Here is a 16,836-nt window from a genome sequence, read left to right as displayed (position 1 = left end):
CACGTGACGCGACGCTCGATTCAAGCGTCTCGCCGATAGTTGTATCAAGCGCTTGCAGAAGCGCCGCGATTTCAGTTCGGCACGCCGCTTGCTTCATGCAAGGAGCATCACGAAGCAACCGATGATGTAGGGGCGGACCCAGCGCGTGTACCCAGCGCATCTACTCTGCGCCGGGGCCGCCTCTTCTACTCTCTCAACGCGGCACGAGCCGATTACGTTTGTCTGCTAGCTCGACTCATGCATTCAACGCACCGCCCGCACCATTTCTAGTTGGTCGTGAAGAGGGCCGGCACATGGGAGCTTCATCGCATGTATGACGTAATTGGTATCGGAATTGGTCCGTTTAATCTCAGCCTTGCCGCTCTCATGAAGCCGACCGGACTACGGTGCTTATTCCTTGACGATAAGCCGAGTTTTGCCTGGCACGCCGGGATGGCATTTTCGAACGCTAAGTTACAAGTGTCACATGTCAAAGACTGTGTGTCGCTCGTAGATCCAACCAGTTCGTTTTCATTTCTCAACTTTTTGCACCGAAGTGGGCGGCTCCACGCGTTCGTCAATCGACGGTCCGGTGCAGTCTCTCGCAAGGAGTTTTTTCAGTATTTCGCCTGGGTCGCAGATCAGCTTCCGTATCTTAGATTTGGGCAAAAGGCACTGGATGTGCGGCCCGAAATATCACATTTCCGCGTCACGACCACTGAGGCGGAATATCAGGCCCGACATGTCGTACTTGGGCTCGGAATCTGCCCCGACGTGCCGGATTGCGTGCGTCCCTTGTTGGGCGAACGCGTCTATCACGTGGCAGACTATCTCAATAGGGCGCCACCGGCCGCAGGAGAACGAGTCTTGCTCGTCGGCGGGGGACAAAGCGGCAGCGAGGTGATGGAACAGCTGCTCGCGGGCCCACCCCTGAAGCAGATACTTTGGGTTACGCCGCGCGACAACCTTGAACCGAGGGACGACTGCGCATTCACCAACGAGTATTATACGCCTGCCTATTTCCGCCACTTTCAAGCTCAGCCGCTCTCACGTCGGCGCGAATGGGTGCAGGTCAAGAGGCTGAGCAGCGACGGCGTATCGCTGGATCTCGCAAATCAACTCTTCGACAAAATCTATGAACGTCGCTTCGTCGACAGTGAGAACGACGGCGTCCGGTTGATCGTCAGTGCTTGCCTCGAAGGTTTGCGGCAGAATGGAGCGGGCTTCGAAGTTACGCTCAAGTGCACCGAGACCGCAGCAACACGCAGGGCGCCGGTCGACCGTGTGATCTTGGCCACCGGTTTTGTCCCCCACACGCCGCCATTCTTCGACTGCATCATGCAGCTCGCCTGTATTGAGGATAGTTTGCCCAGGATCAGATCGGACTATTCACTGGAGAGCCGGATAGCCCTGCCAGGCAAGATCTACTTCCAGAACAGAACCAGCATCCAGCATGGTTTGCAGAACGCGAATCTGTCTCTCGTCGCCTATCGCAACGCAACGATCGTCAACAGCATCATGGGAAAGGAGTTCTATCCGGTGGACATGGATCCATCGATGTTGTCGCGTCTGGCTGAGCTGGAGGAGGAATGATGAGAAAGCTGCGCGATAACATCGTGGCACGCCATTTTAGGGCCTCTAAATTTGCCCTCGAGAGTGGCGAGTCCACGCGCTTGGATTGCCACGCCGACAACGAGATGTTGTTCGTGTTCTCCGGCACCGGCTCCGTCACCTATGGCGACGGGTCGCTCTCTACCACACAGCTCCGCCCCGGAGACATGCTGCTGATGTCTCCGTTCACTGCCCATCTTATCAAGAACGATGGGGCGGAACTCCTGGTCGTGGGAAATGCTTGGTGGGAAGACCCGCAGACCGTTGACGAAAGCGTCAAAGCCCCCACCAAGGCGCCGCGCACCCGCCTCGTTTTGCCGAGCTTTACAACGCCGAACGGGCGGATGCATGTTGGGCATCTGGCGGGGCCGGTCGTCGCTGCCGACATGTTTACGCGAGCGCAAAGGACACTTGGGCTCGACTGTTACCAGCTTTGTGGGACATTGGGCTTTCAGACGCATGTGGCGATCACCGCTGCGCGCGAAGGGCGGAGCTACCACGAAACCTCGCGCGCCTACTCGGATGATTTTCTCGCTAACTACCGTCTGCTGGGGGTAGACTTCGATGTGTTCGCGACGCTCGACGAATTGCCGCGTTTCGAACGGGTCGCTCGCGAGTTCTTAGCCACGCTGGACGCCGGCGACCATCTCATCGAGAAAACTGCCCGCGTTCCGTATTGTGAGTACGGACACGGATACTTGTTCGAAGCCCACGTGCGCGGCTCCTGCCCGCACTGTGGCGAAGGGATCAGCTCGGAATGCGAGAACTGCGCGCTGTTCGTGCCGGATGAAGAGCTGATGGATCCGGTCTGCAATCATTGCAACCGGCCGGCAGCGTGGCGGCCGCTGAAGCGCATGTTCGTGCCGCTGGAGCCGCATCGCGCCGTGCTCGAGCGATACCTGATGTCGGGGGCCTACGTCGGCAAAATGCCGGATTTCGTCGCCCGGGTGTTGCAGCGCAAGCTGCCGGACATTCCGCTCGGAATCTGTTCATCGGACGGACTTGCTCTCCCGTTGCACGGGCAAGAGGACCAGAACCTCTATTCGGCCGTCGAGCTCGCCCCCCGCTTCTTGACGGCACAGGATATGCTTGCCTCCCGTGCGGAGCTCGGCTCGGACGAGGTCGAGCTCGTGCTCTTTTTTGGCTCCGACAACGCGTATCTGCGCTGCATCACCTTCCCAATCCTGCTCCACCTTTACGACGCGAGCAGATTTCGCATCGTGGGTTTTTTTGGCAACGAATTCTACCAGCTTGACGGCCGTAAGCTCTCCACCTCGCGGGGCCATGTCATATACGCCGACGATCTCACCCGCCAGGGAATTCCGGCCGACTGGCTGCGCCTATATGTCTGCCATACCCGTCCATCGGTTGCCCCGACGAGCTTTAGCTTTCGTGAGGCCTTTGACTGGATCGAACGGCGCCGCGGCCTGCTGGCATCCGTCATTCATCACATCAGCCAGTCGGTCGAAACGCGTCACCGCGGGACGGTGCCGGAGGCCGGCACTTGGGAACGCCTGCATCGCGCATTCTATCAACAGCTTTGCGAGCGTCAGCAAGAGGGCCGGCGGCTATTCTCGGTCGAAGGATTCGACCCGCGGCGGATCGCGGAGCTAATCGACCGCTTGCTTCACGACCTTGATGGATTCGCAACAGAAGCGCTTGGCGCGCGCTATCACCCGGGCATCGAGCGCGCCGCCTGCGCCCTCAGCGTTGCCGGCCTGCGGCTGTGGGCGACGCTTGCCTGGCCGGTGATGCCCGGGCTCTGCACCGCCCTCCTGGGGCGCCTTGGCATTCGAGAACCGCCATATCTGAACCACGCTTTGCAATGGGTTCCGGCGGGGCGATCCTTCGACACCGGAGGCTGGGCTGTATGACGGAGTTTCTCCTCTATATCAATTATCGCCGACTCATACGAGAAAGCATTCGTGCATTCGAAGCGGCACATCGGCTCGGATACCACGTCGCTGTGCTTGGTCAGCCGCTGCCACCGGAACTTGCCTGCTACGTCGACGAGTGGCGCCAATGTAATCCCGCAAGCCTTGTCTCGCTCGAGAGCGCCGTCGAGGAGATCAGAAAGTGTATCCAAATTGCCGGTGTGGTCTGCTTTACGGAAACTGCTGTGGAAGCCTGCGCCATCCTTGCCGCGAAATTGCGGCTGCCCGGGTTGCCGCACGCATCCGTGTCCGCGGTGCGGGACAAATCGATACTGCGCGAGCGAACTCAGTCGGTTTCCGGCCTCACGCACCGCCTTTTGCAGAATGATAGCGATCTGGAAGAGTTCATCAGTGTGGCGGGACTCCCGGTCATCGTGAAACCGGTGAACGCCTCGGGCAGCACCGGAATCTACCTCCTTCGCGAGCCTGCCGACCTGAATGTCTTTCATTCCACTAGCAAGAAGATCGCCAATCCGTCGTACGACCCGACTTTGCGACGGGAAACGCTTACGTTCCTGGCGGAACGTTATATCGGCGGGCAGGAGGTGAGTGTGGAAGGGTACGTTTGCAGCGGTGAAGTCACCGTTGTCGGGATCACGCACAAGCTCACCTCGGATCCTTATTGCCTGGAGGTGCGGCATATTTTCCCTGCCGACCTCGAGGGTGAGATGCGCAGCATGATTGAAGCAAAGACCAAAGATTACGTGCTGGCGCTGTGCCTGGACAATGCATCCTTCCACCTCGAAGGCAAGTACGACGGCCCGCAGTTCGCGCTCATTGAGGTTGCTGCCCGGCCGGGAGGCGATTACATCGCGTCGCATCTGGTCCCGCTTGCGTTGCACTATGACTTCTACGAAAACCTTGCTCGCATTGCGGTGGGCACGGCGCCTCTGCCTCCGCCCGCGCCGCAGCGGGTGGCCGGGATCCATTACGTCTTGGCCAAACAGGAAGGGCGGCTGCTCGGCTACCGCGGCCTCGAGGCGGTTCTCGATCACCCTTGGGTCGAGCAGGCGATCGTCGAAACATCGATTGGTACACACATTGTACTTCCGCCGAGCGATTTCCGTCTTCAACGTCTGATCGCGGTGATCAGCACCGCGCCGAGCCAAGCGCTGCTCACGAAGCACCTCGATTGGGTATCGGAGACGATCACCCCAGTCTTCGCCCTCGAGTGAAACATGCAGACGGACGTCATAGGCGCTGGTGCGATGGGCAGGGGAATGGCGGCGCTGCTGCGCGACGCCTTTCCGCACTGGACGGTCCGCCTCATCGACCGCGATATGAGCGCGCTCACGGCTGTGCGCGAGGCATGGAAATGTGAGATATTGTGCACCGACCAGCCGCAGCAGGCAGAACTCGCCCCCGTCGTGATCTGTGCCGCCACTTGGCCGGTCACGCTGGGTGTGATCGAGAGCCTAGCGAGCCACGCTGCACGTGGTTTGCTGGTGAGTATCAGCCGGCCTGCTGCCGAGGACGTGCCACGCGTGCAGCAAGCGCTGATCCAAGCTCCGAGTCTTGCGACGGTTCTGCCCTGCGGGCTGGAGCCGGGGCTGACGGAGATCCTGGCGGGCTATCTGCTGGAATCCACTGAGGAGGTGCAGTCCCTTCGTATCTGCTGCGGTGGGATCGTAGTGCCACGCCCGGCCAATCCTCTCGGCTACAAAAGACTCTTCGGCACTTCGCACCTCCCCCTCGCCAAGCGCGACGCCTATTGCATCCGCGATGGCGCCCTTTGCGTCGTTCCGCGGTTTTCCGATGTTCAACAACTCGCTTGGCCCGGCATCGGGGTGCTCGAGCACTGGCATGACGGGATGCAGCCGCGGCTCTCGGAGCATCCGAAATTGTCGCGGCCGGGTGTCGATGCCGACCAACGCACATTGCGTTGGGCCAGATATGTCGAACTGGTCGCATTGCTCGATCAACTCGGCGTATTGGCCGAGGATGCCGTGGACCAAAATACGGGCCTCACCCCAAAGCAGCTTTTCGAGCGGGCCACCCAGCGCACCTTCGGCTTGGCGGAGAACGAACAGACAAAGACGCTTCTGGCAATCGATCTCGCCGGAAGTCGGCACGGGCGACGGTCTGTGCAGGGTTTGCGGCTCACCTTCACCGACCGCGTCGACGTGCGCTCGATGGCTCTGGCCACCTGCTTGCCCGTGGTGTTCCTGGTCAACTGGCTGACGGGCGCCGGAAAAGCCGTTGGCGGATTTCACTATCCGGAGACCATTATCACCCCGCAGATAGCGCCGGTCATGCTCGACTGGCTCGAGCGTCGAGGTGTCGAGATAACAATGGACAGATGTGATGACGATGCGGAAGAAGGCACTGCTGGTCTTGGGCGGAGAGAGCGAGATTCAGTCCCGTCACCTCTATGATCAGGCGCGGGCGCAAGGCTTGCGGGTGGTGTTGACGGACACGCCCAAGCGTCTCGAGCAGGCCATTCAATTGCATGATCTCGCCGATGAGGTCCACCCTCTCGACTTCGAGGATGTGAGCGGCTGTCTCAGGTGGGTTGGCAAATATCCCCGACGCGAGCTTCTTGCCGGAGCATTCAGCTTCAAAGAAAAAGCGCAGCCGGCGATCGCCGCGCTGGTTCGCCGCTTTGGATTCAATGGCCCCAGCGAGCGTGCGCATGAGTGCACCACTAACAAGTTTGTCTGCCGAGACACCTTGCGGGCGGCCGGATTTGCCCAGCCGGAAGCTAGGCTGTGCCGATCCGGCGAGGCAATCGATCAGGCGTTCGCCGAGCTCTCGCGCCGGCATCGCAAACTCATCCTTAAGCCGATGATCGGGTATGGCAGCGAGAACGTCTTTCTGGTGGATAGCGCGACGGCTCTTGCCACTGCGCTTGCGCAGCTCAGGCCGGCAAGCGAGCGGCCCTTCTTGCTCGAATCGTTCGTCGAGGGCCGGGAGTTCAGCGCGGAGGGCTTGTGTGTCCGTGGCTTGCCGAGGGTCTTGAGCTTGACGCAAAAATTCGTGATCGGCGGTGGCAATTTCGTCGAGTGCGGCCATGTGGCGCCGGCCGATCTTCCGCCTGCTTTGTGTGAGCGCGCGATCACGGTCGTGCAGAGCGCCGTGCATTCCGTCGGTCTGACTTTCGGCATGTTTCATGCGGAGTTCTGGGCTTGCGATGCCGGCGAGATCGTCATGGGGGAAATTCACTCCCGACCCGGAGGCGACTACATTACGCACCTGACACAGCACGTGACCGGGATCGCTTATTACGGCAGCGTGTTTGCCCAGATGCTGTGCGCTGATGCCGGCGTGGTGATGCTTCCCGCGGCCCACTGCGGAGCCGCCGGCATCCGATACTTCGTCCCGCCCGCCGGCAGGGTGACGGAAATCACCGGATATGATCGTCTGCCCGAAATGCCTGGCTATGCCGGTGCCGCGCTGTTGATCAAAGTCGGTGACACCGTGAAGCCCGTCCGCCACTCGTTCGACCGCGTTGGTCATGTGCTTGCCACCGGGGCGAGCGCCACCGAAGTTAAGGACCGGCTCGAGCGCATGATCATGGCGGTCGCCATCACCGTTCAATGATGAACAGCCCGCGCGCAATCATGCTCAAACCGAAGCCCACGCAGCGTATGTTCTGGAACGTGTTCGCCCAGAATTTTCTCAATAACTACGGCTACTTTGCGCCGCTCTCTGTGCTCGGCATCTATCTCCTCGACCGATCGCTCTCGGCGGCTCAGGTCGCTACTCTGTTGCTGCTCCTGTCCGCTTCCGGCCGAGCGTCGCGCGCCTTATTCGCTCCACTACTGGACCGCATTCCCACGCGTTATTCCCTGACGACAACCTATCTCGTGATGGGGGCGGGCTATATCATCGTGGCGGAGAGCGCCGCGTTTGTCGGGACCGCGCTCGGACTGTTTATGGTCGGCACCGCTTACGGGTCGTGTAGCTTGCTGCTGCGCGTAATTACGGTCCGCCTGCGCGAGGATCAATCTCTCCGTTTGATGCTAGTGAAGCTCGCCGTGGGGACGAATATCGCTGCCGCGCTCGGACCGTTGCTCTCGAGCCTGCTGTACGTGCAAATGGCGCCGAGCGCCCCCTTTCTCGTCACCGGCTTGGTGATGGTGTCGGGTGGGTTAGTCTGCCATGCCTTTTTGGGGAACGAGCTGCCAGTACTGGACCGCGGCGGCAAGTGGTGGAAGTCGCTGCTGCACAGTGCAACGCGGTCCGACCTTCGCTTGGTATTCGTGGCGACTGCCTTCACGTGGTTCGCCCTGGCACAGATCTTTTCGTTTGCGCCGATCATGCTAGGCCGCTTGTTGGCCGGCCCGGAAATCGTTTGGACGATTGCCGGCCTCAATGCCGCCTTGGTGGTAGGGGCATCGATGCCGCTGATGAAGGCGCTCGAGCGCGCGCATGTCGACGACGTCGGGTCGCTGATCTTGTCGGCGGTCCTGGTCCTGGCGTGTTTCGCGCTGCTATCAGGGTTCGTGAACCTGTTCACGCTCTACCTCGCCGTCGCATTGTTGACGGTCGTGGAGATTGTCGCCCTGCCGTCGTTGTCGGTGTTGCTTGTCCAGAATACCCCGGGAAGGGATCACCTAGCCTTGCTAGGCATCAACGCCATCGGTATGGGTCTCGGAGAAGCACTCGGCAATTTTGTTGGCGCTGTGCTCGGCAGCGCGGAGCTTCACAACACGTTCGCTTTCGCGGGAATTGCCGCCCTTTATGGTCTGGGTGCGATGTGGCTGTACCGTTTTCGCAGCAAGATGCTGGATATTGGTGGCCGGAAGGCCACGCAGGATGGCATTGACGTCGAGCGATCCTAGAGAATGCGTTTTCACCGCCGGCCTGGACTTCAACGATCGGCTCGACAAGCACGTGGTCCTGCTGCGCGGTGGCCCCCAGTCGCCGCGCAAAGCTATTTCTAAGACGGCTATCTGCTATCGTTCCGTGCTGGCCATTGCGCTATTTGTGAAGATGGGCATCCCATCCGAGTACTAAGATCGTTCTTCGTAAGGGGTGCATTTACCTGTCAATCACGTTAGCGGCTTCTACCTAGCTCGTGCAGCTCCACGGAGGCGCGATCACCGGATGCTCGTTCCGCTTGATCACGGCAAGAAAGAAGTTGGATAGGGGAAATAGGAGCACACTTTAGGCCGCCCGTTGTAGGCTCGATCGGCAGGATCCGATCGTCATCATCGCAATCAAACCGCGCCCACAAACCGACGAATAAACCGCGGGAACAACAAGCAACACCGGCTCGGAAGTTGGGCTTTCGCCCCGCTCCAAGGAGGCGCCCTGATACTCCGAAAGCACAGTTAGAAAACATTCATGGTACTGGCTACGAACTGTCCTTGTTCAATTCACTCAACCGATACTCACCGTTTTCTTTGACCAGCACATGAGCGGCGGCAATTAGAGCATTTTCCGACCGGAATGAATCGGTGGGGATTCCCAAAGCGGCACGAGTCAAATTCAAGGGACATGCTGACGAAGGAGGTCAGCATGTATGACCAGCGCGCGTTTTCAGTTGATCTTCGCCAGAGGGTGGTAGCCGCGATTGACGGTGGCTTGTCCTGTCGACGGGCTGCTGAGCGTTTTGGTATCAGCGCGGCCAGCGCGATCCGTTGGCGCAGTCGCCTCGAGGAAGTGGCGACGTCGTTCCTAAACGTCAGGGCGGGGACCGCAAATCGCAGCGCATCTAAGCACACGCACAATTGATCTTAGACGCGGTGACAGCGAAGCCGGATATCACGCTCGCCGAGCTACAAGAGCTATTGAAGCGTTGTGGCATATCGGCCGGCATCGCGTCGCTCTGGGTGTTGCGTGTCCCTACAATCAAGAGTCTAGGTGCATCCCAAGCAAAGTTCAAACCCAAAGCGATGGCGCTTGCTGAGGAAGGTGCCTCTATGCAAGACAATCGGCTCCGAAGTGCGAGAAGTGCAATAAGAGAAATCCCCCTGTGACAGTATCTCTTGACGGCGAAATTCGCGATGGCCGCCATCATATGCAGGTCCGTATCTATTTCGAAGATACGGACGCCGGCCAGATTGTTTATCACGCGAATTTCTTGCGCTTCATGGAACGCGGCAGAACAAATTACTTGCGTCTGCTCGTAACGGATCAGCAAGAGCTCCTCAAAGAAGCGCAGGAAGATGCGCCAGGCTTTGCTTTCGTAGTCCGTTCGATGAGTATCGATTTTCTAAAGCCAGCAATCCTGGACGACCTACTTGAAGTTGTCACGGTTCCAGAAGAGGTAAGGGGGGCGTCGATTACCCTGCTGCAGGAGTGCAGGCGCGGGGACGATCTTTTGGTCACGGCCCGCGTGCGCGCGGCGTTTATCTCAGGCGGAAAAGCGCAACGTATCCCGAAGGGGCTGCGGTTCGCCATGGGAGGAGCATAGAAATCTACGTTTGTTTACGCTATAGCCCTCCAACGTCCCAATGAAATCAAGGCGCTGTGTTGCGATGTTGGCAAGCCAGAGTTCTCCGGCATCGTCTATCATGCCAATTATCTGCGCTATATGGAGCGCGGGCGGACCAATCATCTGCGGCTGATGGGCGCCGAGCAGCAGGCGCTATTCGATCAGCCCGAGACCGACGGCGCCGGCTTCGCCTTCGTGGTGCGCTCGATGCATCTGGACTTTTTGAAGCCGGCGCGGATGGACGACGTGCTCGACGTCGTGACCTGGCCGATCGCGGTGAAGGGCGCTTCCATCATGCTGGCGCAGGAGGTGCGCCGGGCTGAGGATGTGCTGGTGAAAGCGGAGGTGCGCGTCGCCTTCATCAGCGGCGGCCGCGCGCAGCCGATTCCGAAATCGATCCGCACCTTGATGAAGGCCGATCAGATTTCGTGATCGCCCGATTTGCAGTGGCCTATCGACTCCGCCAATTGCAGCGATAGATTGCGGCCCCAACCAACCGATGAGGCCATCATGTCGCGCCCGCCGCTTCCGCCCTTCACGAGAGAGACCGCTGCGCAAAAGGCGCGCATGGCCGAGGACGCCTGGAATTCGCGCGATCCGGCGCGCGTCGCGCTCGCCTATACCGAGGACAGCCGCTGGCGCAATCGTTCTGAAGTCTTTCAGGGCCGCGAGGCAATCGTTGCATTCCTCACCCGCAAATGGGAGAGGGAGCACGACTACCGCCTGATCAAGGACCTCTGGGCGTTCGACGGCAACCGCATCGCGGTGCGCTTCCAGTACGAATGGCACGATGCCGGCGGCCAATGGTATCGCTCTTACGGCAATGAGCAGTGGGAGTTCGATGAGAACGGCCTGATGAAGCGGCGCGAGGCTTCGATCAACGACATTGCGATCGCCGAGAAGGACCGCCGCTTTCACTGGCCCGCGCCGGGGCCGCGGCCGGCGGATGTGCCGGGGCTGGGAACGGATCCGTTCTGATGTTTCGCGAGATAGGGCGGCGAGCGCGCTGCACCCTCTCCCCTTGTGGGAGAGGGTGGCTTCGCGAAGCGAAGCCGGGTGAGGGGTCTCTCCCCACGAATTCAATTCTTATTTGGATGCGCTGAGACAGACCCCTCATCCGGCGCTTCGCGCCATCTTCTCCCACAAGGGGAGAAGGGAAGAAGTGCTCGCGGCTAGTGGGTGCGACTAAGGCGCCGAGCGCCTCGTCAAGAACCTTGTGATCGCCCCACCGAGCTTGGCGTTGTCCATCGGCTCTGACAGCGATGCCCGCGCTGTTGTGACGACATCATCCGGCGCCTTGCCGTCGCGCAGGTCGCAACACACCTGTGCAAACGCCACGTCGAACTCCGGATGCGGCTGCACGGTCAGCGTGGTGCCGTTGGCGTAGAGCAGGCCGGCATGCGGCGTGAAGTCCGACGAGAGAATCGTCAGCGCCTCGTTCGGGGGCTCGATCACCTGGTCCTGATGCGAGGCGGCGATTGCGATGGCTTCGCCGTCGATCACGCCGTTCTCCGGCAGCACCTGATAGACATGCCGGCCGATGCCCCAACCCTTCTCCGACTTGCGTACAGTGCCGCCGAGCGCTCGTGCGATCAGTTGATGGCCGAAGCAGACGCCGACCATCGGCGTCTTCTTGGCGTAAGCCGTGCGCACGAAATCTTCCAGCGGCGCGATCCAGTCGAGCCTGTCATAGACGCCGGCCGCCGCGCCGGTGATCAGGATGGCCTCCAAGCCGCGCGGATCGGGCAGTGCATCCCCATTCGGAATGCTGACGATGTCGATTGTAGCCATGGGGTCCTCGGCGCGGATCATGCGCTCGAACATGTCCGGAAACGAGCCGTGCCGCTCGCGATGCTCTTGAGGAACCAGCCCGGTCTCGACGATGGTGATGCGTGCCATATGCTACCTGCGGGGGCAGGCAGCATACAACGGGACCCGCACGGCGTCCAAATCAACCAGGCGCAAAACCATTTGCGGACTTGTCCTCGAGCTCAGTGAGCGCCTTGCGCATGGTCTCGACCAGATCCAGCGCCACCGGCGAGGGGCTGCGCTGGGCCGGGAAGACGGCCGAGAACTCGAAGTCGATGCGCGGCAGGAAGCGACGCACGACGACGCCGCGCGTTGCAAATTCCCGTGCGGTGAAGGGATCGCAGATCGACACGCCAAGCCCCGACGAAACCATGCCGCACATGATCTCCGACAGCGTGGTCTCCACCCGCAGCACGCGGCGAACGTCGCTGCGATGGAAGACCTGGTCGACCAGGTGCCGGCTCGATGATCCCGCAGAGAGCGAGATGAACGTCTCGCCCTCGAAATCGCCCGGCTCCAACACTTCCTTCTCCGCCAAACGATGTCCGGTCGGCAGCACCGCGACACGCGCCAACGCCGGCAGCCGCAGGCTCGGCAGGCCGGAATGGGCGATCGGCACCTCGGCAAAGCCGATGTCGCATTGATTGTTCAGCACCCAGTCGACCACGATCGGCGAGATCACGCCGAAGAAGGCGAGGTTGAGGTTGGGCCGCTCCTTCAAGAACTGCCCGGCGAGCCGCGGCAGATAGCCGTTCGCGAGCGCCGGCAGCGCGGCGATGCGCAGCGAGCCGGTGCGCCGGCCGCGGATTTCTTCGGCCGCCGCGGTGATGCGTTCGAGACCGACGAACGAGCGCTCGACTTCGGTGTAGAGCGCCATCGCCGCCGCGGTCGGCACGAGACCGGTGCCGCGTCGTTCGAACAACTCCATCTTCAGCAGCGCCTGGAAATCGCGCAGCAACCGGCTGACGGCGGGCTGCGTCACCACCATCAGCTTTGCCGCCTCGGTGACGCTGCCGGTCAGCATGGTCGCCCGGAAAGCCTCGACCTGCCGCGAATTGATCCGCGCCATCTCGAATTCCACTCATAACATTTCGGCATGCAGAGGGTGCCATTATTCATTGGACGATGGAAGCTTGGGTTTGCGATCTTTTTCATCAGAGCTGGAGCCAGCCCGCTTTTTCGGCAGATTGGAGGCGTTCAAACCTCCAAATCGCGCCAAAACCCGCCGAGCAGGGGCCGGAGCCCTGGTCGGAGAAGGGTTTGCGCGGAAGGAAATGCGGAAGGTGCTTCGGCCGGAGACTTGTCGGCACGTCACCTCATTCCGGTATGGAGATCGGTCCACATGAAGACTTTTCGCCTTCTGACCGCGGTCAGCATCGCGGCGCTAATTGCCGCCCCGTCGGCCGCATCGGCCCAGCAAAAGACGCTCTATGTCGCGGGCTATGGCGGCTCATTCGAGAAGACGATCCGCGACGAGGTGATCCCCGCTTTCGAGAAGGAGAACGGCGTCAAGGTCGAGTACGTCGCCGGCAACTCGACTGACACGCTGGCAAAGCTCCAGGCGCAGAAGGGTAACCAGCAGATCGACGTCGCCATCGTCGATGACGGCCCGATGTACCAAGCGATCCAGCTCGGCTTCTGCGGCAAGCTCGACGGATTGCCGGCCGATCTCTACGACACCGCCCGCTTCAAGGATGATCGTGCGGTCGCGATCGGCATCGTCGCGACAGGCCTGATGTACAACACCAAGGTGTTCAAAGAGAAAGGTTGGGCGCCGCCGACCTCGTGGAACGATCTGAAGGATCCGAAATACGCCAAGCAACTCGTCATCCCCCCGATCAACAACACCTACGGCCTCGAAGCCCTGGTGATGCTGTCGAAGATGAATGGCGGCGGCGAGACCAACGTCGATTCCGGCTTCAAGATCTTCAAGGAGCAGATCAATCCGAACGTGCTCGCCTATGAGCCGTCGCCCGGCAAGATGACCGAGCTGTTCCAGTCCGGCCAGGCCGTGATCGCGGTGTGGGGTACCGGCCGCGTGCAGAGCTTCGCCAATACCGGCTTCCCCGTCGACTTCGTCTATCCGAAGGAGGGCGCTGCGACGCTGCTGACGACGGCATGTCCGATCGCCAAGCCCAACGCTTCTCCGCTGGCCGCGAGCTTCGTCAAGATGCTGCTCGATCCCAAGATCCAGCTGGTGATGCTGAAGGACTATGGCTACGGCCCGGTGCTGAAATCGCTGGTGATCCCGCCCGAGCTCGGCAAGATGGCACCGATCGGCGAGCGCGCGGCGAAGCTCTATAATCCCGACTGGACCGTCATCAACGAGAAGCGCGAGGAGTGGACCAAGCGCTGGAACCGCGAGGTCGAACGCTGATCTGATCGTCAGTAGCGGAGACAGCGCATGGCCTATCTCGAGCTTGATCGGGTCGCAAAACAGTTCGGCGCGCAGACCGTGGTCGATGACTTCAGTCTGTCGGTGACGAAGGGGGAGTTCATCTCCTTCCTCGGGCCCTCCGGCTGCGGCAAGACCACGACGTTGCAGATGATCGCGGGCTTCCTCGATCCCACCCGCGGTGCGATCCGGCTGGAGGGCAAGGACCTCACCGCGATCCATCCGGCCAAGCGCGGCCTCGGCATCGTGTTCCAGAGCTACGCGCTGTTTCCGCACATGACCGCGGCGGAGAACGTCGCCTTCGGCCTTGAGATGCGCAAGGTGTCGCGCGCTGAAAAAGCTGAGCGCGTCCGGGCCGCGCTGGCGATGGTCGGCCTCGCCGGCTACGAGGACCGTCATCCGCGCCGCATGTCCGGCGGCCAGCAGCAGCGCGTGGCGCTGGCGCGCGCGCTGGTGATCAAGCCGAGCGTCCTCCTGCTCGACGAGCCGCTGTCCAACCTCGACGCAAAGCTGCGCGAGGAGATGCAGATCGAGCTGCGCCAGATCCAGCGCACGGTCGGCACCACCACGATCCTGGTCACCCACGACCAGAACGAGGCGATGTCGCTGTCCGACCGCATCGTGGTGATGAGCCAGGGCCGCATCGAGCAGATCGGCACGCCGCAGGAGACCTATGAGAAGCCGTCCTCGGCCTTCGTCTCGCAGTTCCTCGGCAAGACCAACGACTTTGCGGCGGTGATCGATCGGGCCGTCACGCCGGCGCGGCTGACCGCGGGCTCCTGGAGCGCGCCGGCGCCGGCGGGTTTCAGCGGCCCTGTCACTGTCAGCATTCGCCCTGAAAGGATCGGCTTCGGCGATGCCGGCCTTAGCGCCAAGATCGTCACCCGCATCTTCCAAGGTAATCACTGGCTGTTCCAGTGCGAGAGCGAATGCGGGCCCGCCATCGTAATCCATCAGAATGACGGCAAGGCGCAGCCCGCCGAAGGCGAGGCGGTGCGTCTGGCTTGGCGTCCCGAGGACATGAGTGTGCGTGCGAGGGCCGTCGCATGAGCGCGGCCGCCGAGGAACGTAACGCGCGTGCGCCGTGGGCTCTGACTGCGCCCGCCCTGATGCTGTTCGTCGGCGTGCTGCTGATTCCGCTGGCGATGACCGTGATGCTGTCGTTCCACGATTGGGGCCAGTACAAAGGCATCGAACCGGTCTTCATTCTCAAGAACTGGCACGAGATCGCGACCGATCCCTATTACGCCGAAATGTTCTGGCGGACCTTTCGAATCGCGATCCTGACCACATTACTCACCGCCGTCCTCGGCGCGCCTGAAGCCTACATCCTCAACCGCATGAGCGGTCGCTGGAAGAGCTTCTTCCTGCTGATCATCCTCGGGCCGCTGCTGATCTCGGTGGTGGCGCGCACGCTCGGCTGGGCGCTGCTGTTCGGCGGCAATAACGGACTGGTCAACAAGCTCTTGATGTCGCTCGGGGTGATCCGCTCCCCCATTCCCTTCATGTTTACTGAAACCGGCATGGTCGTTGCGCTCGCGCATGTGATGATGCCGTTCATGGTGCTGTCGGTATGGGCCGCGCTGCAGCGGCTCGATCCGCAGGTCGAGAACGCCGCGCTGTCGCTTGGCGCGGGACCCGCGACCATCATCCGCCGCATCATCATGCCCCAGATCATGCCGGGCGTGCTGTCGGGCGCCATCATCGTGTTCTCGCTCTCGGCCAGCGCCTTTGCGACGCCTGCGATCATCGGCGGCCGCCGGCTTAAGGTCGCCGCGACGCTCGCCTACGACGAGTTTCTCAACACGCTGAATTGGCCCCTCGGTGCAGCGGTCGCGACGCTCCTTCTCGTCGCGCTGGTGCTGATCGTCGTCGGCAGCAATGCGCTGATCGAGCGCCGCTATGCGGAGGTGTTCCGATGAGACGGAACGGGCCGCTGGCGTTGATCTTCCACACCATCTTCGTCATCGTCATGGTGTCACCGATCCTGGTGGTCTGCCTCGTCGCGTTTACACCCGAGGGCTTCCTGTCGCTGCCGATCAAAGGATTTTCGCTGCGCTGGTTCAGGACGATCGCCAACTACCCCGAATTCGTCCATGCGTTCTGGGTCAGCCTTGGGCTCGGCGCGTTGTCGTCCTTGGTGGCGCTGCTGTTCGCGGTGCCTGCGGCGCTGGCGATTGCGCGCTACCGCTTCCGCGGCCGCGATGCGCTGGCCGCGCTGTTCCTGTCGCCGCTGATGATTCCGCATGTCGTGCTCGGCATCGCCTTTCTGCGTTTCTTCACCTCCGCAGGCATGAGTGGCAGCTTCGCGGCGCTCATCATCGCGCATGTCATCATCGTGTTTCCGTTCGCGCTGCGACTAACGCTGGCGGCGGCGACCGGCATGGATCTTTCTGTCGAGATGGCCGCGATTTCGCTCGGTGCCAACGGCTGGACGTTGTTCCGCCGCGTGACGCTGCCCTTGATCCTGCCCGGCGTCGTCAGCGGCTGGGCGCTCGCCTTCATCCAGTCCTTCGACGATCTCACCATGACCGTCTTCCTCGCGGCGCCTGGTACCGAGACGTTGCCGGTGCGCATGTTCCTTTATATCCAGGACAACATCGATCCGCTGGTGACGTCGGTCTCGGCCTGCGTGATCGCGATCACCATGACCGCCCTCATTCTGCTCGACCGCTTCTACGGGCTCGACCGTGTGCTCGCCGGCAAGGGCGATACGGGACGATAGG

Annotated in this window: 16 protein-coding genes and 1 pseudogene; 15 read left to right on the top strand and 2 right to left on the bottom strand. The window is 61.3% G+C overall.

Annotated features, from left to right (window positions below):
• The first annotated feature begins 309 nt into the window (after positions 1-309).
• The 11 genes and pseudogenes from IVA87_RS13145 to IVA87_RS13095 all read left to right on the top strand — a co-directional run bounded on the left by IVA87_RS13145 (position 310) and on the right by IVA87_RS13095 (position 10,884).
• A complete protein-coding gene (locus tag IVA87_RS13145; RefSeq protein WP_247333767.1) occupies positions 310-1,572 on the top strand; it encodes a SidA/IucD/PvdA family monooxygenase in 1,263 nt (420 codons plus the stop codon).
• Positions 1,569-3,464, top strand: coding sequence for a class I tRNA ligase family protein (locus tag IVA87_RS13140; RefSeq protein ID WP_247333766.1), 1,896 nt, complete (start codon positions 1,569-1,571; stop codon positions 3,462-3,464). Before IVA87_RS13145 ends, IVA87_RS13140 begins: the two co-directional genes overlap by 4 nt.
• The gene (locus IVA87_RS13135; protein ID WP_247333765.1) at positions 3,461-4,699 is read left to right on the top strand and encodes an ATP-grasp domain-containing protein; all 1,239 of its coding nucleotides are present in this window, start codon (positions 3,461-3,463) and stop codon (positions 4,697-4,699) included. The genes IVA87_RS13140 and IVA87_RS13135 overlap by 4 nt, the downstream gene beginning before the upstream one ends.
• A 3-nt stretch (positions 4,700-4,702) precedes the next feature.
• On the top strand, positions 4,703-5,899 hold the full coding sequence (locus IVA87_RS13130) for a saccharopine dehydrogenase C-terminal domain-containing protein (protein ID WP_247307102.1): 1,197 nt from the start codon (positions 4,703-4,705) through the stop codon (positions 5,897-5,899).
• Positions 5,829-7,064 carry an ATP-grasp domain-containing protein gene (locus tag IVA87_RS13125; protein ID WP_247307099.1) on the top strand — a complete coding sequence of 412 codons (1,236 nt, stop codon included), beginning with the start codon at positions 5,829-5,831 and terminating at the stop codon, positions 7,062-7,064. The genes IVA87_RS13130 and IVA87_RS13125 overlap by 71 nt, the downstream gene beginning before the upstream one ends.
• Before the next feature lie 20 nt (positions 7,065-7,084).
• Positions 7,085-8,308, top strand: coding sequence for an MFS transporter (locus IVA87_RS13120; RefSeq protein ID WP_247307096.1), 1,224 nt, complete (start codon positions 7,085-7,087; stop codon positions 8,306-8,308).
• The gene (locus IVA87_RS13115) at positions 8,283-8,483 is read left to right on the top strand and encodes a hypothetical protein (RefSeq protein ID WP_247333764.1); all 201 of its coding nucleotides are present in this window, start codon (positions 8,283-8,285) and stop codon (positions 8,481-8,483) included. The genes IVA87_RS13120 and IVA87_RS13115 overlap by 26 nt, the downstream gene beginning before the upstream one ends.
• Before the next feature lie 504 nt (positions 8,484-8,987).
• Positions 8,988-9,113 (top strand): annotated as a pseudogene (locus tag IVA87_RS13110) (IS630 transposase-related protein); the annotation flags it as partial.
• A gap of 331 nt (positions 9,114-9,444) precedes the next feature.
• Entirely contained in the window at positions 9,445-9,885 is a 441-nt protein-coding gene (locus tag IVA87_RS13105) for a YbgC/FadM family acyl-CoA thioesterase (RefSeq protein ID WP_247307093.1), read from the top strand.
• Between the two features lie 21 nt (positions 9,886-9,906).
• On the top strand, positions 9,907-10,338 hold the full coding sequence (locus IVA87_RS13100) for a YbgC/FadM family acyl-CoA thioesterase (RefSeq protein WP_247307576.1): 432 nt from the start codon (positions 9,907-9,909) through the stop codon (positions 10,336-10,338).
• Positions 10,339-10,416: 78 nt separating this feature from the next.
• A complete protein-coding gene (locus tag IVA87_RS13095) occupies positions 10,417-10,884 on the top strand; it encodes a nuclear transport factor 2 family protein (protein ID WP_247307089.1) in 468 nt (155 codons plus the stop codon).
• 207 nt (positions 10,885-11,091) lie between these two features.
• On the opposite strand, the gene IVA87_RS13090 is transcribed toward IVA87_RS13095, so the two are convergent.
• Positions 11,092-11,805 (bottom strand): type 1 glutamine amidotransferase, encoded by a 714-nt coding sequence (locus IVA87_RS13090; protein ID WP_247301487.1) that lies wholly within the window; start codon positions 11,803-11,805, stop codon positions 11,092-11,094.
• A 52-nt stretch (positions 11,806-11,857) separates the two neighbouring features.
• A complete protein-coding gene (locus IVA87_RS13085) occupies positions 11,858-12,784 on the bottom strand; it encodes a LysR substrate-binding domain-containing protein (RefSeq protein ID WP_247301488.1) in 927 nt (308 codons plus the stop codon).
• A 273-nt stretch (positions 12,785-13,057) separates the two neighbouring features.
• Between IVA87_RS13085 and IVA87_RS13080 the strand changes: the two genes are divergently transcribed.
• Genes IVA87_RS13080 through IVA87_RS13065 form a run of 4 tightly spaced genes read left to right on the top strand, consistent with a single transcriptional unit; the run spans position 13,058 to position 16,835 of the window.
• Complete coding sequence (locus IVA87_RS13080; RefSeq protein WP_247301490.1) at positions 13,058-14,092, top strand: ABC transporter substrate-binding protein; 1,035 nt, start codon at positions 13,058-13,060, stop codon at positions 14,090-14,092.
• A 27-nt stretch (positions 14,093-14,119) separates the two neighbouring features.
• Positions 14,120-15,160, top strand: a complete 1,041-nt coding sequence (locus tag IVA87_RS13075; protein ID WP_247301491.1) for an ABC transporter ATP-binding protein — start codon at positions 14,120-14,122, stop codon at positions 15,158-15,160.
• Complete coding sequence (locus tag IVA87_RS13070; RefSeq protein WP_247301493.1) at positions 15,157-16,032, top strand: ABC transporter permease; 876 nt, start codon at positions 15,157-15,159, stop codon at positions 16,030-16,032. Before IVA87_RS13075 ends, IVA87_RS13070 begins: the two co-directional genes overlap by 4 nt.
• Positions 16,029-16,835 (top strand): ABC transporter permease, encoded by an 807-nt coding sequence (locus IVA87_RS13065; RefSeq protein ID WP_247301495.1) that lies wholly within the window; start codon positions 16,029-16,031, stop codon positions 16,833-16,835. Before IVA87_RS13070 ends, IVA87_RS13065 begins: the two co-directional genes overlap by 4 nt.
• The last annotated feature ends 1 nt before the right edge of the window (position 16,836 follow it).

The sequence above is a fragment of the Bradyrhizobium sp. 147 genome (assembly GCF_023073935.1).
Taxonomy (GTDB): Bacteria; Pseudomonadota; Alphaproteobacteria; order Rhizobiales; family Xanthobacteraceae; genus Bradyrhizobium.
The sequence above is the reverse complement of the archived record's forward strand: the minus strand, read 5'-3'. Positions and strand labels throughout refer to the sequence as shown.